Raw genomic sequence first — 21,220 nt, 5'->3', positions numbered from 1 at the left:
TCAGCTCTGACAACTTTGGCAAAACACCGTACTGCGTTGTCCTAACCGGATCTCCGCTAACTCTGCGCCACAACGCAAACACGGCAGGCCGCCCCGGCCATACACCAACAACTCCTGTTTAAAGTAGCCAGGCTTGCCATCGGACTGGCTAAAATCACGCAGCGTAGTGCCGCCCTGCGCAATGGCTTGTGCCAGGGTTTGCTTAACCTCCTGCACCAGACGCTCGCATTCGTGTATAGACAAAGACTTAGCCGGACGGCTTGGCAAAATACCCGCTTTGAACAAGGCTTCATTGGCGTAGATATTGCCCACCCCAACCACCACTTTGTTGTCCATCAGCACCAGCTTGATGGCGCTGCTGCGCTTTTGTGCCTGCTGCCACAGCAGCTGTGCATCAAAGAGCTCGGTCAGCGGTTCTGGGCCAAGTGCCTGCAGCATTGGGTGCGGTTCATCCTTGGCTTGCCACAGCACAGCACCAAAACGCCGGGTATCATTGAGTCGCAGCAACTGACCACTGCCGAGCACAAAGTCAACATGATCATGCTTACCGGCGACCGTGCTTTGCGGCAGCACTTTCAAGTGCCCGGACATACCAAGATGCAGCAAGATACTGCCTTGTGGCAGTTCAATCAGCAAATACTTAGCACGGCGTGTCACACCCAGGATGGGTTCATCCTTTAGTGCCAATACATCATCCGGTATCGGCCAGCGCAGCTGACGCTGACGTACCACCACCCGCTGCAACAGTTGACCAGCTAAATGGGGGCGAATACCAAGACAGGAGACTTCTACTTCAGGCAATTCAGGCATTAACGAAACTCCGCCGGAAATAACAACTCGGCTTCAGCCGCACGAATGGGATAATACAAACGACGATGCGAAGGGCTTAAATAAAACTGCTGATCGGACAAAGACAGGACCCAGATTATCGGTTCCCCCTGACCAGCAAGCACCAGTTGAGCCTGGGTTAACGGCTCCGGTAAGGGTGACACGCTGCGCTCACCATCGGCCAGCAATTGCTGCTGCCAGATGGCTATAGTGCGATCCACCAAAGGCTGCAGATCCGACCGGGCCGGCACCAGCTGCCAACCTTGTGGTGAACGGCTGATACGCACACTGGCAAACTCAATGCTCAGCAGTTGTTGCTCGCCCAGTAAGCTGGTATTGCGGTGCTTTAAATCCGCCAACCGCTGTGGTGTGCCATACAGCAAAAACATCAGCAATAGCACGGCAAAAATCAGTACATTATTCCAGGCACGACGGGAAAGTTTTGGCAACATGAAAAAAACCTGCCTGATGGTGAATAACGAAAAGTCTACCACAGCCAATCATACTTCAGCTAACAGCAACAAATTGCAGGCAGAAAAAAACCCGGCCAGGCCGGGTTCTTTCAGAACGTTTGATTACTTGATTTTCGCTTCTTTGAAAATCACGTGCTTACGCACTTTAGGATCAAACTTTTTGATTTCCATCTTCTCAGGCATGGTACGCTTGTTCTTCGTGGTGGTGTAGAAGAAACCAGTGCCAGCAGATGATACTAAACGAATTTTATCGCGCATCGTCGTAATCCTTAAACTTTCAGACCTTTGGCACGCAGATCAGCCAAAACTGAATCGATGCCATTCTTATCAATAATACGCATGCCTTTGGTAGACAGGCGCAGTTTGACGAAACGATTTTCACTTTCAACCCAGAAACGGTGCGTTTGCAGGTTAGGCAGGAAACGGCGCTTGGTTGCGTTGTTGGCATGAGACCTGTTATTACCAGTAATAGGTCGTTTGCCGGTCACTTGGCATACTTTTGACATGTCGTATCTCTCCAAAAAATAACTGCTTGCTCGAGCGTTTTATCTGCCTTCTGGCCAAGGAAGGCGGCTCTGAAAACGTAAGAGGGCGCAATTTATACACGAAAGGTGGTCCGAATTCAAGCAAATTCATCCGTGAACCGCTCGTTTGCAGCAATTTAGTACGATCGCAGATCCTTTAGAGGATCCAGCTAGATCCAACCCCGCTCAGCAAAGGACACCACCTCGCCATCACCAACCACCAGATGATCGAGCACCCGGATATCCACCAACTGCAGCGCCTGCTGGATCCGGCTGGTAATGCTGCGATCCGCCCTGCTCGGTTCAGCCACGCCGGATGGGTGGTTGTGAGCCAGGATCAGCGCGGCGGCATTGTACTTCAATGCCTGTTGCACCACCACCCGCGGATACACCGGCGAGGCATCGATGGTGCCATAAAACAATGGCTCGGATTTAAGCAAGCGGTGCTGGTTGTCCAGATACAGCACCTGAAAAACTTCCCTGCTCTCGTGATGAAGTTGCTGGCTTAGATAGCGTTTCACCAACGAAGGCTCGGTAAAGACGGCTTCGTGCTGCAGGCTCTGCTGCAAACAGCGCTGGCTTAGCTCCATCACCGCCTGCAGCTGTACGTACTTGGCCATGCCCAGCCCTTTGCCTTCACAAAAACGCGGCAGCGGTGCCTGCATCAGGGCTTTCAGCGAGCCAAAATCTGCCAGTAAGCTGCGCGCCAGTTCTACCGCCGACATGCCCGGCAAGCCAGTGCGCAAAAAGATCGCCAGTAATTCGGCATCCGATAAGGCAGTAGCTCCACGTTGTAGTAACTTTTCTCTGGGCCGCTCTTCGGCTGGCCAGTCCCTGATTGCCATGCTTCCTCCTTGTGTGAAATGCGTCTTTAGCAGCTGAAGTCAGGGGTCGTTTCATGCTATCTTTAGCCCAGTTTCAGCCAACGGACTTCACAGCATGCAAACTACTCTCAGCGGCCAGCGGATCTTACTGGGCATCAGCGGCGGCATCGCCGCGTACAAAAGTGCCGATCTGATCCGGCGTTTAAAAGAGCGCGGTGCCGAAGTACGGGTGATCCTGACCGAAGGCGGCAGCCACTTTATTACCCCGCTTACTTTGCAGGCTCTGTCTGGCAACCCGGTCAGCTCCAGCCTGCTGGACCCAGCGGCAGAAGCAGCCATGGGCCATATTGAGCTGGCGAAATGGGCCAGCTGCATTCTGATAGCGCCGGCCAGTGCCGATCTGATTGCCCGGCTGGCCCATGGCCTTGCCAATGACTTACTGACCACCTGTGTACTGGCTAGCAGTGCTCCAGTCATGGTTGCGCCAGCCATGAACCAGCAGATGTATAAAAATAGCGCAACAAGGCACAACATAGCAACACTGAAAGAACGAAAATTTCACATCATAGGTCCGGCGGCAGGTGAGCAAGCCTGTGGTGATGTCGGCCCGGGCCGGATGTTGGAGCCATTAGAGCTGGTCGCAGCTTTAGAGCAGCTGCAAGCGCCAGTGCTACCCGCCTTGCATGGAAAGACGATTTTGATCACTGCAGGCCCCACCCGCGAGGCCATCGATCCGGTGCGCTTTTTAAGCAACCACAGCTCCGGCAAGATGGGCTTTGCACTAGCCGAAGCCGCCGCCAAAGCCGGCGCCAAAGTGCAGCTGGTCACCGGGCCGGTTAATCTGGCAACCCCTGCCGGGGTCGAGCGCATTGACGTACAATCGGCGCAGCAGATGCACACAGCGGTGATGCAGCGCGCCAGTGCGGCCGACATTTTTATTGGCTGCGCCGCCGTTGCCGATTACCGGGTGGCCGAAGTCGCCGAGCAGAAAATGAAAAAGACCAGCAGCAACGATGAGCTGACACTGACACTGGTGAAAAACCCAGACATCATTGCCGATGTGGCGGCCCTGAGCTATCAGCGCCCTTTCACCGTTGGCTTTGCCGCAGAAACCGAAAATCTGGCCAGTTATGCCAAAGACAAACTGCAGCGCAAAAAGCTGGATCTGATTTGTGCCAACGATGTGTCATCAAAAGAGCAGGGGTTTCACAGCGAACACAATGCCATCACCGCCTACTGGCAAGGGGGCGAACTCGCGCTTGCGCGCCAGCCTAAAACTGCGTTGGCGGCAGCCATTCTGGAGCTGATTGCTCAGCGTATTCAGCAACAACAGCCTTTACCTTAACGGAACTACACTAGCACCATGAAAAAAGCCATTGATTTGAAAATTCTCGACCCGCGCATTGGCAGCGAGTTTCCACTACCAACTTATGCCACGCCTGGCTCTGCCGGCCTGGATCTGCGCGCTTTGCTCGATAGCGCCATCACGCTGGAGCCTGGCCAGACCGAGCTCATCCCAACCGGCCTTGCCATCCATATTGGCGATGCTAATCTTTGTGCCACCATTTTGCCACGCTCTGGCCTTGGCCATAAGCACGGCATTGTGCTGGGTAATCTGGTGGGCTTGATTGACTCGGATTATCAGGGCCAGTTGATGGTGTCGGTATGGAACCGCGGCAACAGCAGCTTCACCATTGAGCCCGGTGAGCGCATGGCGCAACTGGTCTTTGTACCGGTAGTGCAGGCAGAGTTTAATCTGGTGGAGAGTTTTGACGAAAGCGCACGCGGCGAAGGTGGTTTTGGCCACTCAGGGCGTAGCTAGTCAGGGCGTAGCGAGTAAATAGAACGAACACGAAGGCCGGCTTTGGGTCTTCGTGTCAGCCCCAAAACCGGCTATAGAGCGCACTGCCCCACACCAAAGCAACCAATACCAGGCTTAAAAACACCGCCGCCGAGCCCATATCCTTGGCCCGGCCCGATAACTCGTGCCGCTCCAGGCTGACCCGGTCGGTCAGGGTTTCAACCGCCGAGTTCAACAGCTCAACAATCAGTACCAGACACCAAACGCCTATCAGCAGCACAAACTGCAGAAAGCTCTGCGCCAGCCAGGCTGCCAGGGGTACCGACAGGATCGCCAGCACGGCTTCCTGGCGAAACGCCGCCTCATGCCGCCAGGTGGCGGCAAAGCCCTGCATCGAGCATTTGGCCGCTTTGATCACCCGGCCCAGTCCCTGACCATTTGGTTTTTCCATGGTTTTCCCTTGAAAAAGTCTGCTCTGACGCAGTGCTGTAAGCCTTAATCGGACTCAGCTTACAGCGCTCAGATGAACGCCGAATGACAGTACAAACAACCGCTTACACCACACCGTATTCAGCGCGATAGGCCTGTACCGCGGTCAGGTGCTCTGCCATTTGCGGTTGATCGGCCAGGTAACTGATCAAGTCGGTCAGGTTAATGATGGAAATCACCTTAGTAGTAAAGTCGCGCTCTACTTCCTGAATCGCCGACAACTCAGCCTTGCCGCGCTCTTGCCGGTCCAGCGCAATCAGCACGCCCGTTAAGGTCGCACCAGCCGAGGCGATGATCTGCATCGACTCACGAATGGCGGTACCAGCGGTGATGACATCGTCTACCAGCATCACCCGGCCCTGCAAAGGGGCGCCAACCAGGCTGCCACCTTCACCATGGGTTTTGGCTTCTTTGCGGTTAAAGCAGTACGGCAGGTCGCGCTGATAATGATCGGCCAGCGCCACAGCCGTGGTGGTGGCAATCGGAATGCCTTTGTAGGCCGGGCCAAACAGCAGATCGAATTCGATGCCACTGTCCTGCAGCGCCGCAGCATAAAAGCGGCCCAGCTTGGCCAGATCGCCGCCGGTATTAAACAAACCGGCATTGAAAAAGTACGGGCTGATGCGACCGGATTTTAAGGTAAACTGGCCAAACTTCAGCACCTGACGCGACAGGGCAAACTCAATAAATTCACGCTGAAAGTCTTTCATCCCAAACTCCTTACGCCAACACCCGCTTTTGCTCATCAACGATATCGCGGATAGCGTGACGCGCCAGTTCCATCATTTCGTGCATTTCGTCAAAGCTAAAGGGTTCGGCTTCCGCCGTGCCCTGCACTTCAATGATTTTGCCGGTTTCCGTCATCACCACATTCATATCGGTTTCGGCATTGGAGTCTTCGTCGTAATCCAGATCGGCCACTGCGGTGCCTTTATAAACGCCAACCGAGACCGCAGCCACCATGTATTTTAGTGGATTGGTTTTGATGATGCCTTTAGCCCGCATAAAGTTCAGCGCATCCACCAGAGCGACACAAGCACCGGTAATTGAAGCCGTGCGGGTGCCGCCATCGGCCTGGATCACATCACAATCGATGGTGATGGTATTCTCACCCAGCAGCTTTAAATCCACCGCCGTGCGCAGGGCACGGCCAATCAGCCGCTGAATTTCCATGGTGCGACCACCTTGCTTGCCACGAGCGGCCTCACGATCATTACGGGTATGGGTCGCACGTGGCAACATGCCATACTCAGCCGTTACCCAGCCTTTGCCCTGGCCTTTCATAAAACGCGGCACCCCTTCCACCACACTGGCAGTACAAATTACTTTGGTGTGGCCAAACTCCACCAGCACCGAGCCTTCGGCATGGGCGGTAAACTGGCGGGTAAAGGTTAAAGGGCGGATCTGACTGGCGGTTCGGCCGCTGGGACGCATGGCATCTCTCCTGCTGGATGTAATCGTCGATAAGTTGTGGTGCTATTATACCGAATGCCGGTCAAGTTGCACCTAAGCTGACAGCACGACTTGCATTCAGGTATACTGACGTTTTCAGCTCCGATTGGAAACCAGCCCATGATCCACAGCATGACCGCCTTCGCCCGTCACGACATTCAAGCCAACTGGGGCAATGCCCAGTGGGAAATCCGCTCGGTCAATCAGCGCTACCTGGAAACCTTTTTCCGTTTGCCAGAACAATTCCGCAGTCTGGAAACCAAATTGCGCGAAACCCTGCGCCAGCAGCTGCAGCGCGGCAAAATCGAAGTCAGCCTGCGCTACAGCATCAACGAAGCCGTCACCGAACTGCAGATCAACCAGCAACTGGCCAGCCAATTGATTAACCATGCCAATGCGCTGCAAAGTCAGGCCAACGGTGCTCAGCTCAATATTATGGACGTACTGCGCTGGCCAGGCGTGATGGATACCCCTCAGGCCGATTTGGATGCAGTGCAAAGTGACTTGCTCGAAGGCTTTCAGCTGGCACTGAATGACTTTATCGCCAGTCGGGCGCGCGAAGGCAAAGCCATGGCCGAGCTGATTGAAAACCGCTTAAGCCAAATCAGCGAACACGTTACCACTGTGCGCGCCCACCTGCCCGTTGCCATGCAATGGCAGCGCGATCGCATCACCAACCGGTTAAAAGACATTCAAAGCGAGCTGGATCAAAGTCGGCTGGAGCAGGAAATGGCCTTTTTGGCACAAAAATCCGATGTGGCCGAAGAGTTGGACAGACTGGAAGCCCACATCAAAGAAAGCCGCCACACGCTAAAAAAAGGCGGCGCCTGCGGCCGGCGTTTGGATTTTATGATGCAGGAGTTCAACCGCGAGGCCAATACCCTGTCGTCCAAATCCATCAGCACCGAGATCACCAATGCTGCGGTGGAGCTTAAGGTATTGATTGAGCAGATGCGGGAGCAGATCCAGAATATTGAATAAAGCTCAACACGGTTCATAAAGCATCATAACCAACTGATAAACCTCGCTTATGGCGAGGTTTCGTTTTTTCTAGTTCCATATTTTTTCATTTTGTTTTATCTAATTGGTGAGTATTGTGGTGAGTGCATGGGGTGAGAAAATGCCAAATTTAACAGTAAAGAAAGTCGAAGCTCTTGCGAAAGGTGGTCCAAGTAAAACGTCTGACGGAAACGGCTTATCGTTTGTCAAAACCGCAGCATCATAACGAAACACCTGCGATGCATCTTGCTGCCTGCTGGGCCAGTCGGCTTGTTGCCAGATCCACATTGGCTATGCCTCTCTATTCTTGAGGCGAATAGCAAGGTTATCAGCTCAGTGAGCGACATTAGACTTAGGAATACAAAAAAAGGTTGGCCTATTAATGAGCCCAAATAACAGCAAGCGAAAGCCACAAATTCAGCTAATGCCAAAAGCTTTTTATGGTGGAACTTGCCAGTAACCAGTTTTGTCGGAGCCTATACGCTTTAATTGCTTGTCTTGTTGTAGCTTGCTAATGGCTCGGCCTATAGTGCGCAGATCTTTACCTATCAAATCGGCTAACTGCTGGCGCGTTAAGTGCGGGTTGTGTTGCAGCAATAACACAATCGCCTCATGTGTTTTTAAGCCAGCAATATTTACAGGGGCATTTACAGGGGCGTTTACAGAGGCGTTTTGTGCCAGTGCTTGCGCTAGCGTTTTCGCAATAGTGCTGAGCATGAAATGAATAAAAACGGTGCTATCGGCTTGCTCATCTGCCTGCTCAAACACCCTTGCCTTCATGGTCTGACCAGTATAAGCTGGCCCGATACACTATTTGGAGTTGCAAGATGGCCATTTCCCTTCGTAAAGCCAACTGGGGCTTGAAATTCTTTGCCTGGCGGTACATTCCGCTGATTGGTTTTTGCTCACCAAAAATTGTGCGAATGGACAGCAAAACGCTGGAAGTCACCATGCCGCACACCTGGCGCACCAAAAACCATTTGGGCAGCATTTATTTTGGTGCTTTGGCGATTGGCGCGGATTTGGCGGGGGCTTTTTTGGTCTTTAGTAAAGCCAAAGCCCGTGGCGTGAATGCCAATTTTGCCTTTAAAGATGTGCAGGGCAGCTTTTTAAAACGCCCTGAAGCCAAAGTGCATTTTACCAGCCACGATGGCGATGTGATTGACCAGATGATTGATGAATCCCTGGCCAGCGGTGAGCGCATCAACCGCCCGGTGTCGGTGGTGGTGACCTGCCCCAGCCTGCATGGGAATGAGCCAATGGCCACTTTTACCCTGACGCTATCGGTCAAAGCCAAACCCACGAAAAAGTAGCGGCGCTTAGGCTTGTATTTGTCGCGGTATTTGCAGCCAGCGCTTTGGCAACGTAAAATTGCGGTTTTATGGCCACAGGACAGACAGATGGCGCAGGTTTCCGGAAATTTATTCATTGTATCGGCCCCGAGCGGGGCTGGTAAATCCAGCCTGATCCAGGCGCTGCTGGCGCAGCATGCCGATATGCAGGTCAGCGTTTCGCACACGACGCGGGCACCACGCCCTGGTGAGCAAAACGGGGTCCATTATCATTTCGTCAAAGTAGATGATTTTAAAGCCCGTATTGCAGCCGGTGAGTTTCTGGAGTGGGCCGAGGTATTTGGCAATTACTACGGTACCTCACGCACCACGCTGGAACACACCCTGCAGCAGGGTATTGATGTGTTTCTGGATATCGACTGGCAGGGAGCTCGTCAGATCCGGCAGCAATTGCCTGACGCCATTGGCATCTTTATTTTGCCCCCCAGCCTGGATGTGCTGCAGCAGCGACTGCAAAGTCGTGGCCAGGACAGCGCCGACATTATTGCCGGCCGAATGAGCAAGGCACAGGATGAAATGAGCCATGCCGATGAATACGACTATCTGATTGTGAATGATGATTTTCAGCAAGCCTTGCTGGAGCTGCGCTCCATCGTGCTGTGTCAGCGCAACCGCCTTATCCGGCAACAACAGCGGCAACAGGATCTGCTGGATCAACTGTTGGCGAAGTCAGCGGATTAGCGTATACTAGCGGGTCTTGCACAACTTGTTGACTTGGAGTAGCGAATGGCTCGCGTAACCGTTGAAGATGCAGTGGATAAAATTGGCAACCGCTTTGACCTGATCCTGGTCGCAGCCCGCCGTGCCCGTCAAATCAGTGTTGAAGGTAAAGATCCACTGGTGGACTGGGAAAATGACAAAAGTACCGTCATCGCCCTGCGTGAAATTGAACAAGGTCTGATCACTGAGTCCATTCTGGACCAGCAAGAGCGTCAGGACCAAATGAAGCAGGAAGCGACCGAGATGGCCGCCGTTGCAGCTATTATTGGCGGCGACGAATAAAACCCTCTTTTCTTGATGACCAGCAGCGTTTTTGCTGCTGGTAACCTACTCAACACCGCCCGATTCTGATATAAATGCAGTAAGCAGCATCTTCGCTGGTTTTTCCTGATGCGGTATGGGGGGTTCAGGTGTATTTGTTTGAAGGTTTAAAGCAGCAAATTCAAGCGTACTTGCCCGCCGACCAGGTGGCGCAGATCCAGCAAGCCTACTTGCTGGCCAGAGAGGCGCATGCCCCACAAATGCGCTCCAGTGGCGAACCTTACATCACCCACCCGGTTGCCGTGACCAGTATCCTCGCCGATATGCGGATGGATCATGAAACTCTGATGGCCTCCCTGCTGCATGATGTGATTGAAGACACGCCCTACAGCAAAGAAGATCTAGCCGAACGCTTTGGTAATACCGTGGCTGAGCTGGTGCAGGGTGTCAGCAAGCTGGATAAGGTCAAATTCAAAGATTATCAGGAATTTGAAGTTACCAACCTGCAAAAAATGTTTATGGCCATGACGCAGGATATCCGGGTGATCCTGATCAAGCTGGCCGATCGCACCCACAATATGCGCACCATTGGTGCCCTGCGCCCGGAAAAACGCCGTCGCATCGCCCGCGAAACGCTGGAACTCTATGCCCCCATTGCCAATCGTCTGGGCATTCACAACATCAAAAACGAACTGGAGGACTCTGGCTTCAAGGCCTTGTACCCGATGCGCTACCGCGCGTTGCAATCGGCCGTGCAACAGGCGCGCGGCCATCGCCGTGAACTGTTGGAGAAGGTTAAAAGCGAAATCAGCAGCCGCATTGCCGATGCCGGCATTGAAGCTGAAGTATCCGGCCGTGAAAAGCACCTGTACAGCATCTACCAAAAAATGAAAAACAAAGAGCGGATGTTCAACGATGTGATGGACATTTATGCTTTTCGGGTCATTGTACAGAGCATCGACAACTGTTACCGCACCTTAGGCGTGGTGCACAATTTGTACAAACCGATTGAGATTCGTTTTAAAGACTACATCGCCATTCCGAAGCAAAATGGCTATCAATCACTGCATACCTCGTTAATTGGCCCGCACGGCATTCCGGTCGAAATCCAGATCCGCACCTCCGAGATGGATGAAATGGCCGACAAGGGTATTGCAGCCCACTGGATGTACAAAGCCGGCAGTGAGCACAGCGGCACCACCGCACAAATCCGTGCCCGCCGCTGGATGCAAAGCCTGCTGGAGCTACAGCAAAGTGCAGGCTCCACCCATGAGTTTGTCGAAAACGTCAAATCCGAGCTGTACCCGGATGAACTCTATGTCTTTACCCCCAAGGGGCGAATTATTGAGCTGCCGATTGATGCCACTGCCGTCGATTTCGCCTATGCGGTGCATACCGATGTTGGCAATCGCTGTGTCGGTGCCCGGATCGATCGCAAGCCTTACCCACTGAGCCGGCCGCTGGAAACCGGCCAGACGGTAGAAATCATCACCAGCCCAGGCGGGAAACCAAACGCCAACTGGCTAAACTATGTGGTGACCAGCCGGGCCATTTTGGGCATTCGCAACTATTTGAAGAAACAGCAGTTAAGTGAAGCAACCAGTTTGGGTTATCGCCTGCTGAACTCGGCACTGGGTGATGTCAAGCTGGCAGATATCGCGACCGATCGTGTGGAGCAAGTACTGCAAAGTGCCCGGCAAAAATCGATGGATGAACTGGCGGTAGAGATTGGCCTGGGCAACCAGTTACCCATTGCCATTGCCCGGCGTTTGCTTGGCGACTTCGATACACCAGATGATGCAGCTCCAACCCAGGAGCAAAGCCATAGCAAAGCTGTGATTGTCGGCTCAGAAGGCATGTTATTAACCTTTGCCAAATGCTGTCGCCCCATTCCGGGCGATCCTATTGTTGCCAATGCTTCGCCCGGTAAAGGCCTGAATGTGCATCGCAGCGATTGCCGGAATATCAAAGGCTGGGAAAAAGATCCGGCCAAGTACTTCCCGGTGCGCTGGGATCAAACTCAGGATAAGCACTTCCTGTGTGATATCCGAGTCTATATTATCAATCGCCAGGGCGTATTAGCGAAACTGACCGCTTTGATAGCAACCCAGGATTCCAATATTCAGGACTTAGCGACCGATGATCGGGATACCGGTGAATACATTATTAACATTACCCTGTCGGTTCGCGACCGGGTGCATCTGGCCAATGTGATGCGGAAAATCCGTGTCATGCCGGACGTGCAGAAAATTTACAGAAGGAAGTAAGATGTCCAAAGTCATTATCCGTACCGATGCAGCTCCTGCAGCCATTGGTACCTACAGCCAGGCCGTAAAAATAGGTACTACGGTCTATTTATCCGGCCAAATCCCACTGGTACCAACCAGCATGGAGATGGTCTCGGAAGACTTTAGCGAACAAACGCACCAGGTATTCAAAAACCTGCAAGCTGTCTGCGATGCTGCCGGCGGCTGCCTGAATGACATGGTGAAGGTGAATATTTTTCTGACCGACTTAAGCCAGTTCGCTACCGTGAACAGCATCATGAGTCAGTATTTTCACGAGCCCTACCCAGCCAGAGCTGCGGTCCAGGTCAGTGCCTTACCGCGCGGCGCCCAAATTGAAATTGATGGAGTGATGGAAGTTCCATCAACCTACTAACCCACCTCTTCCCTGAAACGACACCGTCATCGTTTCAGGGGCTAGCCAGCTACAACCACCTCAGTCACTGGTATTTTCCTGGCTGAACAGGGTACACTGGCTACATTCAGCAAGCATAAGAGATCGCTTCGTGGCAGCAACACAACTGGATAACCTGGCCATTACGCAATTAAAAGGCGTTGGCAGTAAAATGGCTGAGCGGCTGCAAAAGCTTGGTATCCATAGTGTGCAGGACCTGTTGTTTCACTTGCCGTTACGCTATGAAGACCGAACCCGAGTTTGCGCCATTGCCGATTTGCTACCAGGCATGCACACCACTATCCTCGGTACAGTACAAAGCAGCGAGATCCAGTTTGGCAAACGCCGCTCCTGGCTGGTTAAAGTGCGCGATCACAGCGGCAGTCTGACACTGCGTTTTTTTCATTTTAGTGCCGCACAAAAAGAGGCTATTTCTCCAGGGGTAGAACTACGCTGCTTCGGAGAAGCCCGGCGCGGCTTGCGTGGTCTCGAGATGATGCATCCTGAATACAAACTAGTTCAGGGTACAGATAACATCATGGTGGCGGAAAGCCTGACCCCCATTTACCCCAGCACAGAAGGATTAAAGCAAGCCAGCTGGCGCAATCTGACCGAGCTGGCGCTTGGTTACCTGCAACGCTTTAGTCCACAGGAGTATCTGCCAGCCAGTGGTCAGCAAGGCTGGACACTAACGGATGCGCTGTTTTACTTACACCGCCCACCGCCAGATGCCAGCCTGGAGCAATTAGAGCAGGGCCAACACCCGGCGCAGCAGCGGCTGATCTTAGAAGAGCTGACTACCCAGCAAATCAGTATGTTCCAGCTTCGGCAGCAATGCCAGGCACAACAAGGGATTGCCGTAGCAGAGCCTGATGGCAAGCTTATTCACCAATTTTTACAACAACTTCCCTTTGCACCAACGAGCGCGCAGCAACGAGTAGTGGCGGAGATCCATACCGATTTGGCCAATACAGTGCCAATGCTTCGGCTGGTACAGGGCGATGTGGGTTCAGGCAAAACTCTGGTGGCAGCACTGGCTGCCTTGCAGGTTATTGCTGCCGGGTATCAGGTAGCTTTGATGGCGCCGACTGAACTCCTGGCAGAGCAACATGCCGAAAACTTTCGTCAATGGTTCGATCCCTTAGGGCTCACCGTAGCCTGGCTGGGAGGCAAAAGCAAAGGCAAAGTCAGACAACAGCAGTTGCACTTGATCCAAAGCGGTGAGGCTGCCATGGTGATAGGTACCCATGCGCTGTTTCAACAGGATGTGCACTTTCATCAGTTGGCGCTGGTGATTATTGATGAGCAACACCGTTTTGGCGTCCACCAACGGCTGGCCTTGCGTGAAAAGGGCGGCATCGACAACCGCGCACCGCACCAGTTGATAATGACCGCCACCCCGATTCCCCGCACACTTGCCATGACGGCCTATGCCGATCTGGATACATCAATCATCGATGAGCTGCCACCGGGAAGGACACCAGTCACTACGGTTGCGATACCGGACACACGGCGACAACAGGTGATTGACCGTGTGCAAGCATCGGTCACCGAAGAACAGCGACAGGTGTATTGGGTCTGCACCCTGATTGAAGAGTCGGATGTACTGCAATGCCAGGCCGCAGAACAAAGCTGTGCCGCCTTGCAGGAGGCCTTACCGGATGTACGTGTTGGCTTGGTGCATGGCCGCTTAAAACCTGCGGAAAAGCAGCAGGTGATGCAAGCTTTTAGTCAGGGTGAGCTGGATGTACTGGTCGCCACCACAGTGATTGAGGTTGGCGTCAATGTCCCCAATGCCAGCCTGATGATTATTGAAAACCCCGAGCGGCTTGGCCTGGCGCAACTGCATCAATTGCGTGGCAGGGTTGGTCGTGGCAGTACTGCTTCACATTGTGTACTGCTGTATCACGCTCCCCTGTCGCAAACCGCTCAGGCCAGACTGGCCGTGCTTCGGGACAGCAACGATGGCTTTGTGATTGCGCAGCGGGATCTGGAAATCCGCGGCCCGGGTGAGTTGCTGGGTACCCGCCAGACCGGACTGGCACAGCTTAAAATCGCCGATTTAGAGCGGGATGAGTACCTGTTGCCGGTAGCCCGTGAGCTGGCGACTGAGCTGTGGAAGCACCATCAACCAGCCTGCCAGCAATTACTAAGGCGCTGGCTGCCCAATCGCGAACAATTTGCCAATGCTTAAACCAAGCGTTTGGGGTGGGCTTTTCGGTTGGCATGTAAGGCGTCCAGGCTGTAGATCAGCAAGGCAGTCCAGATCACAGCAAAGGTGATCAAGCGCTCCTGAGCCAAAGGCTCCTGATACAGCCAGACGCCAAACACAAACATCAGACTGGGCCCGATGTACTGAAAGAAGCCCATGGTCGATAACTGCAGACGCCGGGCACCGGCTATAAAACACAGTAACGGCACGGTCGTCACCAAGGCGGCGGCCATCAGCAACAGGTTCAGCGTCCAGCTGTTTTGCAGCAGGTTAACGGCATAACTGTCTGCAACAAACCACCAATACCAGACGGCCAGTGGCAGCAGCAGTAAGGACTCGAGCAGCAAACCAATGATGGCATTTACCGCCAGCTTTTTACGCAGCAAGCCATAGACGGCAAAAGAGCCTGCCAGCGCCAGAGCTATCCAGGGGAAGGCACCATAACTGAGTACCTGATAGAGCACAGCACAAGCGGCCAGCCCCAGGGCAAACCACTGCATTTTTCGAAGTCGCTCACCTAAAAACACCATCCCCAACAACACATTGAGTAGTGGATTGATGTAATAGCCAAGGCTGGCATCCAACATATGATTCTGATTCACCGCCCAGATAAACAACCACCAATTAAAGCCAAGTAACAAAGAGGTTAGCAACAGCAAGCTCATCAGTTTGGGTTGCCTCACCACAGCCAGCACTTGCGACCACTGCCTTATTGCTACCACCACAAGCAACAGCAGCAGACAGGACCAAACAATGCGGTGCACCAGTATTTCCAGCGATGGGATTTCAGCAATTTGCTTAAAGTAGAGCGGAGCTATGCCCCAAAGAGTGTAAGCACAGATGGCGGCAAGACCACCCAGCTTTTGTTCACGCGTCAGTGACATGACTATGCCTGTAGGAAATCAGGCCTGTATTCTAACCAAAAGCACTACGTAGTACGACAGCATTTAACCAACTAAGTAGGTACCAGTCCCCAGTGCTATGTGTACACCACTGTCGTTATGCAATTCCATCCGGCACACAGCCACTTTGTTACCACTTCGAATAACGCGAGCCGTGGCAGTAAAATGCGCGCCCCGGCCGGGGCGCAGGTAATCGGTACGAATGTCAATGGTACTCATTTTTCCTAAGCGGCTCATCAACTCATCCTGCTGAATGCTCTGCATCCTGCTGAGCGCACTGGATACTGCCATAATGCCGCCAACCACATCCAGTACGGTGGCGATAACACCGCCGTGCATAATCATTTGCACTGGATTGCCAATCAATTGCTCAGACCAGCTAAAACAGACCTCCGCCTGCTCCAGATCGAAGCGGGTTACCTGCAAGCCTAACAATTGGTTAAACGGCATTTGCTCAAAGGTTGTAGCAATAAGCGGCAATAAATCAGCATGTTTCATGAGGCACACCATTCTGGTTGGACCTGTCAAGACTAACTGGCTTTGCCGTACTAAGCAAGGGGGCTGGGGCAGACAGCAGCGTCCGTTTTGATTACAATGCCACTTTAACCAGCGAGCTGCGATCACCTGTGCACGATACTCTACTCCAGCATCTGAAAACTTACTTTGGCTACAGCAGCTTCCGCCCCGGACAGTTGGAGGTAATGGATGCAGCACTGGCTGGCAGGGATAGCTTTGTCCTGATGCCAACTGGCGGTGGCAAATCGTTATGTTACCAGTTGCCGGCCTTGATGCTATCGCACGTTACTGTCGTAGTATCCCCTCTGATGTCACTGATGAAAGATCAGGTGGATGCACTCAAAGCCAACGGCATTGCCGCCGAGTTTATAAATAGTAGCCTGAGCCGCGAAGAAGTACTGGCTATTTACAACAAACTGCGGCAACAACAACTCAAGCTGCTCTACGTTGCACCGGAACGCTTGCTACAGCCTCAATTTTTAGAACGTTTGAGTGAACTTGGCGTCAGTTTGTTTGCCATTGATGAAGCTCATTGCATCTCACAGTGGGGTCATGATTTCCGGCCGGATTACATGGCACTGGCACTGATCAAAGAGCGCTTTCCTGCGGTGCCTGTAATGGCACTAACAGCGACAGCCGATGCAGCCACCCGACAGGATATTGTGCAACAACTTGGCTTGCAGCAACACCAGGAATACGTTGGCAGCTTTGACCGTCCCAACATTCGCTATACCATCCAGGAAAAGTTCCGGCCGCTGGAGCAACTGGTCAGCTATTTGAAACAGCAGGATGGTCAAAGCGGCATAGTATACTGCAACTCCAGACGCAAAGTGGATGAACTGGCAAGCCAGTTGCTTGAGAGAGGCTTCAGTGCAGCCGCTTATCATGCAGGCATGGATTCTGACAGCCGCAGTCGGGTGCAAGATGCCTTCCAACGCGATGATATTCAGGTCATAGTTGCCACCGTAGCCTTTGGCATGGGCATCAATAAGTCCAATATCCGTTTCGTTGTGCACTATGAGCTATCCCGTACGATTGAGGCTTACTATCAGGAAACTGGCAGAGCCGGGCGAGATGGCGTAGCAGCAGAAGCATTAACGCTGTTTGATCCGGCTGATGTTGCCCGTATCTATCATTGGATTGATCAGGAAGAGAACGAACAGCGATCACGGGTTGCCCGTCAGCGTTTCTCTGCTATGGCCTCCTTTGCCGAAGCTCAGACCTGTCGTAGGTTGGTACTGCTGAACTACTTTGGCGAAGCAAGACAAACCCCCTGTGGCAACTGTGATATTTGCCTGTCTCCACCCAAACAATTTGATGGTACCGAGCTGGCACAAAAAGCGTTGTCATGCGTGTACCGGGTTGGCCAGCGTTTCGGTATGGGCCATGTCATCGAGGTATTACGCGGTAGCAATAGCCAAAAAGTACAGCAATACGGCCACCATCGATTATCCACCTGGGGTTTAGGTCAGGATTACAGCCATGATTTCTGGCTTAGTATCTTACGTCAGCTAGTACATTTTGGCTTTTTACAGCAAGACATCACGCAACATGCGGCCTTAAAGTTACAGCCTGCGGCACGACCAGTATTGAAGGGAGAGCAACCTTTGCAGTTGGCTGTCCCCCGGCTGCATGCCAGTAGCAGTAAAGATAAACGCAAACCACAAAACTACGATAAAGTACTGTTCGCTCGCTTAAAACGACTGCGCAAGCAATTGGCAGAGCAAGAAGATATCGCCCCCTATATGGTGTTCAGTGATGCAACACTCATTGATATGTGCCAACGCCTTCCCGAACATGAACAGACTATGTTACAAGTCAGTGGCGTTGGCCTTACCAAGCTAAGTCGCTATGGAACAACATTTTTATTGGAGATAAGCGACTATCTGACAAGTTCGCTCAGTCATGATACATTGGCAAAGTAATAAAAACGTGATAAGGCTATGCAACCATAGACCTGTCAGCCTATACCATAAAACTCCGCGGTGACTACCAGGTAAGCAGTGAGGGATGCTGTGATTGCACGAATTGTACTTTTCCTGCTTTGCGTCGGGATATCTTTTACCAGCCAGGCGCATTATGCCCGAAGTATTCAGGTAGATCCGCAGCTTGAGAGCCTGTCTCTGCGCCCGACACTTTATTATCAGATCACAGACGATACGCTGGAGATTGAGGAGTTCTTGCTAAATCCGGCCCGCCATCACGCATTCCAACTGGTAGAGGAAAAAGAAAAGCTACAAATTGACACTGGGCAAGCAGTTTGGCTGTTCGTTCGGCTCCAATACCATGGAGAAATCCCCTTGGACACTATCATCCATTATGACTTTCCGCTCGCGGATCAAGTGACCAAGGTGCTACTGGATAGACAATCAAATCGCTTCCAGCACCATTACCATACTGGCAGCGACTACCCTTATGATGAACGCCTATTGCCCTACCCCAGCTTTGCGTTTCCACTTCATCTAAATCCAGGCCAGGAAATCGATGTATTTCTTAAGATCCAGGATGCAGGCCTGGTCCCTTTACGGTTAGAGTTATGGCAACAAGACAGTTTCAGAGCCGCTCAGAATCAACTAAATCTTGTTGCCGGTATTATCTATGGATTATTGATTGCTGTTGTGTTGTACAACCTCTACTTGCTGATCCGGCGCCGACATATTTCTTATTTGTATCAAGCTGGCTGCTATTTTAGTTTTGGCTTAATCATCGCCACCTTGAATGGGCAAGCGTTCGCTTATATATGGCCCAACCAACCTGAAATTAATTCAGCCATTCTATATATTCTCGCAGGCTCAACATTGTTGTGTCTGAATCAATTTACTTACCAGGCTTTGTCCTCATTCAAACGACAACCCTGGTATATACTTTTTTTGCTGAATCAAGCGCTGAGTCTGATCCTGTTATTTACCCCGCTCTACGCAAGCGGTCAACTGCGTGTGCATCTGCTGCTTACTTGTGCTTTAACCGTACTAATCAGCAACTGTTTTGTATCCTTCGCCCATTTTCTGCAAGGCCACGGCAAAGCACGTTTCTTTGCATTACTTTGGCTTTTCTTGCTGATAAGCGGTGGTCTTATCATGCTTTCAGAGTTTGGGTTACTGCAACTGCCGATGATGTGGTATGAAGTCGCTTTAGCCGCTCTGATTCTTAGCATCGCATGCATCAGCTACCATTACGGGCATCAGAACAATCATGATGCGCTGCTGCCAAGCTCCCGAACACAACAAATCAAACAATTGTGTGGAGAAGCACTATTTGCACAATCGCAAGGAGCCGTTGTAATAGCATCAGAAACTGGACGACTGTTACTAGCAAATGATAGCTTTTATAATCTCATCGGCGCCACCACCGAATCAACAGCCAAGCTGGATCTTCAGCTTGATGAGCTTTTGCCAGAATGGCCTCTACCTAAAACACAGGGAGTGGAATCAACAGCCGCTCTGACTCTAGAGTTGCAGAATACATACGGAGATTCCTTTTTCATCACGGCAACAACGGATATGTTTTTCGGGCCGGCTCTGGAGAAAATGTTTTGCATTAAAATCCAGCCTCTGAGTGACGAAGACTTTGCAAAGACAAAAATAAGCCAATTGAATGAGCTTGATAATCTTACAACTTTACTTAATCAGACTGCATTTCATAATAAGCTGGACAGCTGGCTGCATTCTGCCGAGCCTGGCTGCCTTTTACAAATTGATTTAATCGACTTTAAGCGGATAAACGAACAATGTGATCAGGCCGCCGGAGATGCATTGCTTCGCCAGATAGCTACAAAATTGCGTCACGAATTGCCCGAAGCCACCCTTGCACGGTTATCTGCAGACAAATTTGGGGTTCTGTTGCCAGGTAAGAGCTCACAGGAAATATTTGTGCTGTCTTATCGTTTACTTGATGTGTTACGAGGATATCGATTTATTTGGCAGCAACATATTTTCCGGATGAATGCATCTATCGGAGTTGTCAGTAAAGAACACCTTAGTGATAACGCAGAGCAGGCTTTAATTATACTTGAGCAGAGTTGTCAGCAGGCTAAGAATAAAGGTTCCAATCGGATCCACCTTTTCCATCCAGCGGACCAGATAGACTCCGTGAGCGAATTTGCACAGCAAGAATGGGAGCATAAGCTCCGCTCAGCACTAACCAACAATCAGCTGATTCTAAACATTCAGTTTATTCATCAGCCAGAGCAGCCGGTACAATCTCGTTACGAGGTACTGTTACGCCTAAGAGCAGAGGCCGGTCACCTTATTCCAGCGGCTAACTTTATCTACGCAGCTCGCAGAGCGAACCTTACTCAACGCCTTGATCGCTGGGTTATCGAACGCTATTTTGCCTGGTTGTACCAACATCCAGCACATCTTGAACAAAGCAGCCTGTGTCATATCAACATCTCTGCTGCTTCAATCATGGACCCAGACTTCAAATTTTTTATCACAGAACAACTAAGGCTCTACAAGATCCCAACAACAAAGATCTGCTTCGAATTTGATGAATACATTGCGGTAGAGTATTTAAATGACACCATTGCCTTTATCAAGCATGTACACGAGCTAGGTTGTCTTGTCTGCCTTGATAACTTTGGCAGTGGCCTTTCTGTTTTCAGCTACCTGAAACAGCTGCCCATTGACATGTTAAAAATTGACAGAAGCGTCACCAAAAATATTACCACAGATCCACTTAATCAGGCAGTGCTCCGCTGTATTATTGAGTTGGCAGGCAGTATGAAAATTCAACCGATAGCTACTCACATTGAGACAGAAGAAGCTTATCAACTGATCAGATCATACGGGCTAAGCCTCTGCCAGGGTTTCCACCTTAGCAAACCATGCTTGCTGACTGAAGCTTATCTACAGCAGTAGATGCAACATTGCAAAGCTCAGGGCGCTCAGCCGGCACCATGCCAAACAGTTAGCTTAGCGAAACCCCAGCTCCCGCTTCAACGTAAAAAGGCCCACCGGTCAGGGAAGACTGCATTTGTTACAAGTTACAGGCAGAGACGCTCCTTCAGGCTATCGCAGATAGATGGGTGATGCACCGAACCGGCATGGCGACCAAACTGCAGGCCCGAAGGGCGAAACACAGGGAAGTGTTTCGCAATGCCACCTCGGTGGCTGCCGTGGGTGAGCTGTGCGCCGTCAGGCGCTTCAACGCAAAAAGCCCACTCGAATGAGTGGGCTCTTGGCTTTAT

23 protein-coding genes are annotated in these 21,220 nt (G+C 51.8%); 11 read left to right on the top strand and 12 right to left on the bottom strand.

Features of this window, described 5'->3' with window-relative positions:
* The 5 genes from mutM to radC all read right to left on the bottom strand — a co-directional run bounded on the left by mutM (position 1) and on the right by radC (position 2,670).
* Positions 1 to 810, bottom strand: a complete 810-nt coding sequence (mutM, locus tag QWF21_RS06390) for a bifunctional DNA-formamidopyrimidine glycosylase/DNA-(apurinic or apyrimidinic site) lyase (protein ID WP_330087220.1) — start codon at positions 808 to 810, stop codon at positions 1 to 3.
* Positions 810 to 1,280, bottom strand: coding sequence for a hypothetical protein (locus QWF21_RS06385; protein ID WP_330087219.1), 471 nt, complete (start codon positions 1,278 to 1,280; stop codon positions 810 to 812). The genes mutM and QWF21_RS06385 overlap by 1 nt, the downstream gene beginning before the upstream one ends.
* 123 nt (positions 1,281 to 1,403) lie before the next feature.
* Positions 1,404 to 1,559 (bottom strand): 50S ribosomal protein L33, encoded by a 156-nt coding sequence (gene rpmG / locus QWF21_RS06380; RefSeq protein ID WP_008219722.1) that lies wholly within the window; start codon positions 1,557 to 1,559, stop codon positions 1,404 to 1,406.
* A gap of 11 nt (positions 1,560 to 1,570) precedes the next feature.
* Positions 1,571 to 1,807: a 50S ribosomal protein L28 gene (gene rpmB, locus QWF21_RS06375; protein WP_091339331.1), complete on the bottom strand. Its 237-nt coding sequence runs from the start codon at positions 1,805 to 1,807 to the stop codon at positions 1,571 to 1,573.
* Positions 1,808 to 1,995: 188 nt separating this feature from the next.
* Entirely contained in the window at positions 1,996 to 2,670 is a 675-nt protein-coding gene (gene radC, locus QWF21_RS06370) for a RadC family protein (protein ID WP_330087218.1), read from the bottom strand.
* A gap of 94 nt (positions 2,671 to 2,764) precedes the next feature.
* On the opposite strand from radC, the gene coaBC reads away from it, so the two are divergent.
* Positions 2,765 to 3,994 carry a bifunctional phosphopantothenoylcysteine decarboxylase/phosphopantothenate--cysteine ligase CoaBC gene (gene coaBC / locus QWF21_RS06365; RefSeq protein WP_330087217.1) on the top strand — a complete coding sequence of 410 codons (1,230 nt, stop codon included), beginning with the start codon at positions 2,765 to 2,767 and terminating at the stop codon, positions 3,992 to 3,994.
* 18 nt (positions 3,995 to 4,012) lie between these two features.
* Positions 4,013 to 4,471 (top strand): dUTP diphosphatase, encoded by a 459-nt coding sequence (dut, locus tag QWF21_RS06360; RefSeq protein ID WP_330087216.1) that lies wholly within the window; start codon positions 4,013 to 4,015, stop codon positions 4,469 to 4,471.
* Between the two features lie 55 nt (positions 4,472 to 4,526).
* Here the strand turns inward: dut and QWF21_RS06355 are convergent, their stop codons facing one another.
* The 3 genes from QWF21_RS06355 to rph all read right to left on the bottom strand — a co-directional run bounded on the left by QWF21_RS06355 (position 4,527) and on the right by rph (position 6,373).
* Positions 4,527 to 4,901, bottom strand: coding sequence for a diacylglycerol kinase (locus QWF21_RS06355; RefSeq protein WP_330087215.1), 375 nt, complete (start codon positions 4,899 to 4,901; stop codon positions 4,527 to 4,529).
* Positions 4,902 to 5,004: 103 nt separating this feature from the next.
* Positions 5,005 to 5,649: an orotate phosphoribosyltransferase gene (pyrE, locus tag QWF21_RS06350; protein WP_330087214.1), complete on the bottom strand. Its 645-nt coding sequence runs from the start codon at positions 5,647 to 5,649 to the stop codon at positions 5,005 to 5,007.
* A gap of 10 nt (positions 5,650 to 5,659) precedes the next feature.
* Positions 5,660 to 6,373: a ribonuclease PH gene (gene rph / locus QWF21_RS06345; RefSeq protein WP_330087213.1), complete on the bottom strand. Its 714-nt coding sequence runs from the start codon at positions 6,371 to 6,373 to the stop codon at positions 5,660 to 5,662.
* Positions 6,374 to 6,511: 138 nt separating this feature from the next.
* Between rph and QWF21_RS06340 the strand changes: the two genes are divergently transcribed.
* Positions 6,512 to 7,372, top strand: coding sequence for a YicC/YloC family endoribonuclease (locus QWF21_RS06340; RefSeq protein ID WP_330087212.1), 861 nt, complete (start codon positions 6,512 to 6,514; stop codon positions 7,370 to 7,372).
* A 456-nt stretch (positions 7,373 to 7,828) separates the two neighbouring features.
* Here QWF21_RS06340 and QWF21_RS06335 read toward each other — a convergent pair whose 3' ends face one another.
* On the bottom strand, positions 7,829 to 8,170 hold the full coding sequence (locus QWF21_RS06335) for a winged helix-turn-helix transcriptional regulator (protein ID WP_330087211.1): 342 nt from the start codon (positions 8,168 to 8,170) through the stop codon (positions 7,829 to 7,831).
* A 47-nt stretch (positions 8,171 to 8,217) separates the two neighbouring features.
* On the opposite strand from QWF21_RS06335, the gene QWF21_RS06330 reads away from it, so the two are divergent.
* From QWF21_RS06330 to recG, 6 genes are all read left to right on the top strand, one after another.
* Complete coding sequence (locus tag QWF21_RS06330; RefSeq protein ID WP_330087210.1) at positions 8,218 to 8,703, top strand: PaaI family thioesterase; 486 nt, start codon at positions 8,218 to 8,220, stop codon at positions 8,701 to 8,703.
* 87 nt (positions 8,704 to 8,790) lie between these two features.
* The gene (gene gmk, locus QWF21_RS06325; protein WP_330087209.1) at positions 8,791 to 9,423 is read left to right on the top strand and encodes a guanylate kinase; all 633 of its coding nucleotides are present in this window, start codon (positions 8,791 to 8,793) and stop codon (positions 9,421 to 9,423) included.
* Between the two features lie 45 nt (positions 9,424 to 9,468).
* On the top strand, positions 9,469 to 9,744 hold the full coding sequence (gene rpoZ / locus QWF21_RS06320) for a DNA-directed RNA polymerase subunit omega (protein ID WP_330087208.1): 276 nt from the start codon (positions 9,469 to 9,471) through the stop codon (positions 9,742 to 9,744).
* 128 nt (positions 9,745 to 9,872) lie between these two features.
* Positions 9,873 to 11,990: a bifunctional GTP diphosphokinase/guanosine-3',5'-bis pyrophosphate 3'-pyrophosphohydrolase gene (gene spoT, locus QWF21_RS06315; RefSeq protein ID WP_330087207.1), complete on the top strand. Its 2,118-nt coding sequence runs from the start codon at positions 9,873 to 9,875 to the stop codon at positions 11,988 to 11,990.
* A gap of 1 nt (position 11,991) precedes the next feature.
* On the top strand, positions 11,992 to 12,384 hold the full coding sequence (locus QWF21_RS06310) for a RidA family protein (protein ID WP_330087206.1): 393 nt from the start codon (positions 11,992 to 11,994) through the stop codon (positions 12,382 to 12,384).
* Between the two features lie 130 nt (positions 12,385 to 12,514).
* Positions 12,515 to 14,596, top strand: coding sequence for an ATP-dependent DNA helicase RecG (gene recG / locus QWF21_RS06305; RefSeq protein ID WP_330087205.1), 2,082 nt, complete (start codon positions 12,515 to 12,517; stop codon positions 14,594 to 14,596).
* On the opposite strand, the gene rarD is transcribed toward recG, so the two are convergent.
* Both rarD and QWF21_RS06295 read right to left on the bottom strand, forming a co-directional pair.
* Positions 14,593 to 15,498, bottom strand: a complete 906-nt coding sequence (gene rarD / locus QWF21_RS06300) for an EamA family transporter RarD (protein ID WP_330087204.1) — start codon at positions 15,496 to 15,498, stop codon at positions 14,593 to 14,595. The genes recG and rarD overlap by 4 nt on opposite strands.
* 63 nt (positions 15,499 to 15,561) lie before the next feature.
* The gene (locus QWF21_RS06295; protein ID WP_330087203.1) at positions 15,562 to 16,014 is read right to left on the bottom strand and encodes a thioesterase family protein; all 453 of its coding nucleotides are present in this window, start codon (positions 16,012 to 16,014) and stop codon (positions 15,562 to 15,564) included.
* 128 nt (positions 16,015 to 16,142) lie between these two features.
* On the opposite strand from QWF21_RS06295, the gene recQ reads away from it, so the two are divergent.
* Positions 16,143 to 17,957: a DNA helicase RecQ gene (gene recQ, locus QWF21_RS06290; protein WP_330087558.1), complete on the top strand. Its 1,815-nt coding sequence runs from the start codon at positions 16,143 to 16,145 to the stop codon at positions 17,955 to 17,957.
* Positions 17,958 to 18,047: 90 nt separating this feature from the next.
* A complete protein-coding gene (locus tag QWF21_RS06285; protein ID WP_330087202.1) occupies positions 18,048 to 20,891 on the top strand; it encodes an EAL domain-containing protein in 2,844 nt (947 codons plus the stop codon).
* A 125-nt stretch (positions 20,892 to 21,016) separates the two neighbouring features.
* Here the strand turns inward: QWF21_RS06285 and QWF21_RS06280 are convergent.
* On the bottom strand, positions 21,017 to 21,220 hold a 204-nt coding region (locus tag QWF21_RS06280), incomplete at its 5' end, for a hypothetical protein (RefSeq protein ID WP_330087201.1).

It is taken from the genome of Alkalimonas mucilaginosa (genome assembly GCF_036327005.1).
GTDB classification, from domain to species: Bacteria; Pseudomonadota; Gammaproteobacteria; order Enterobacterales; family Alteromonadaceae; genus Alkalimonas; species Alkalimonas mucilaginosa.
Note: the sequence above shows the minus strand (reverse complement) of the source record. Positions and strands in the feature narration are given on the sequence as shown.

Coding starts and splice junctions, on each gene's coding strand:
- rpmG (WP_008219722.1), bottom strand. CDS start 1,559: ATGCGCGATAAAATTCGTTTAGTATCATCTGCTGGCACTGGTTTCTTC.
- rph (WP_330087213.1), bottom strand. CDS start 6,373: ATGCGTCCCAGCGGCCGAACCGCCAGTCAGATCCGCCCTTTAACCTTT.
- pyrE (WP_330087214.1), bottom strand. CDS start 5,649: ATGAAAGACTTTCAGCGTGAATTTATTGAGTTTGCCCTGTCGCGTCAG.
- QWF21_RS06330 (WP_330087210.1), top strand. CDS start 8,218: ATGGCCATTTCCCTTCGTAAAGCCAACTGGGGCTTGAAATTCTTTGCC.
- QWF21_RS06355 (WP_330087215.1), bottom strand. CDS start 4,901: ATGGAAAAACCAAATGGTCAGGGACTGGGCCGGGTGATCAAAGCGGCC.
- rpmB (WP_091339331.1), bottom strand. CDS start 1,807: ATGTCAAAAGTATGCCAAGTGACCGGCAAACGACCTATTACTGGTAAT.
- QWF21_RS06335 (WP_330087211.1), bottom strand. CDS start 8,170: ATGAAGGCAAGGGTGTTTGAGCAGGCAGATGAGCAAGCCGATAGCACC.
- QWF21_RS06340 (WP_330087212.1), top strand. CDS start 6,512: ATGATCCACAGCATGACCGCCTTCGCCCGTCACGACATTCAAGCCAAC.
- dut (WP_330087216.1), top strand. CDS start 4,013: ATGAAAAAAGCCATTGATTTGAAAATTCTCGACCCGCGCATTGGCAGC.
- gmk (WP_330087209.1), top strand. CDS start 8,791: ATGGCGCAGGTTTCCGGAAATTTATTCATTGTATCGGCCCCGAGCGGG.
- QWF21_RS06295 (WP_330087203.1), bottom strand. CDS start 16,014: ATGAAACATGCTGATTTATTGCCGCTTATTGCTACAACCTTTGAGCAA.
- rpoZ (WP_330087208.1), top strand. CDS start 9,469: ATGGCTCGCGTAACCGTTGAAGATGCAGTGGATAAAATTGGCAACCGC.
- rarD (WP_330087204.1), bottom strand. CDS start 15,498: ATGTCACTGACGCGTGAACAAAAGCTGGGTGGTCTTGCCGCCATCTGT.
- radC (WP_330087218.1), bottom strand. CDS start 2,670: ATGGCAATCAGGGACTGGCCAGCCGAAGAGCGGCCCAGAGAAAAGTTA.
- QWF21_RS06310 (WP_330087206.1), top strand. CDS start 11,992: ATGTCCAAAGTCATTATCCGTACCGATGCAGCTCCTGCAGCCATTGGT.
- coaBC (WP_330087217.1), top strand. CDS start 2,765: ATGCAAACTACTCTCAGCGGCCAGCGGATCTTACTGGGCATCAGCGGC.
- mutM (WP_330087220.1), bottom strand. CDS start 810: ATGCCTGAATTGCCTGAAGTAGAAGTCTCCTGTCTTGGTATTCGCCCC.
- QWF21_RS06385 (WP_330087219.1), bottom strand. CDS start 1,280: ATGTTGCCAAAACTTTCCCGTCGTGCCTGGAATAATGTACTGATTTTT.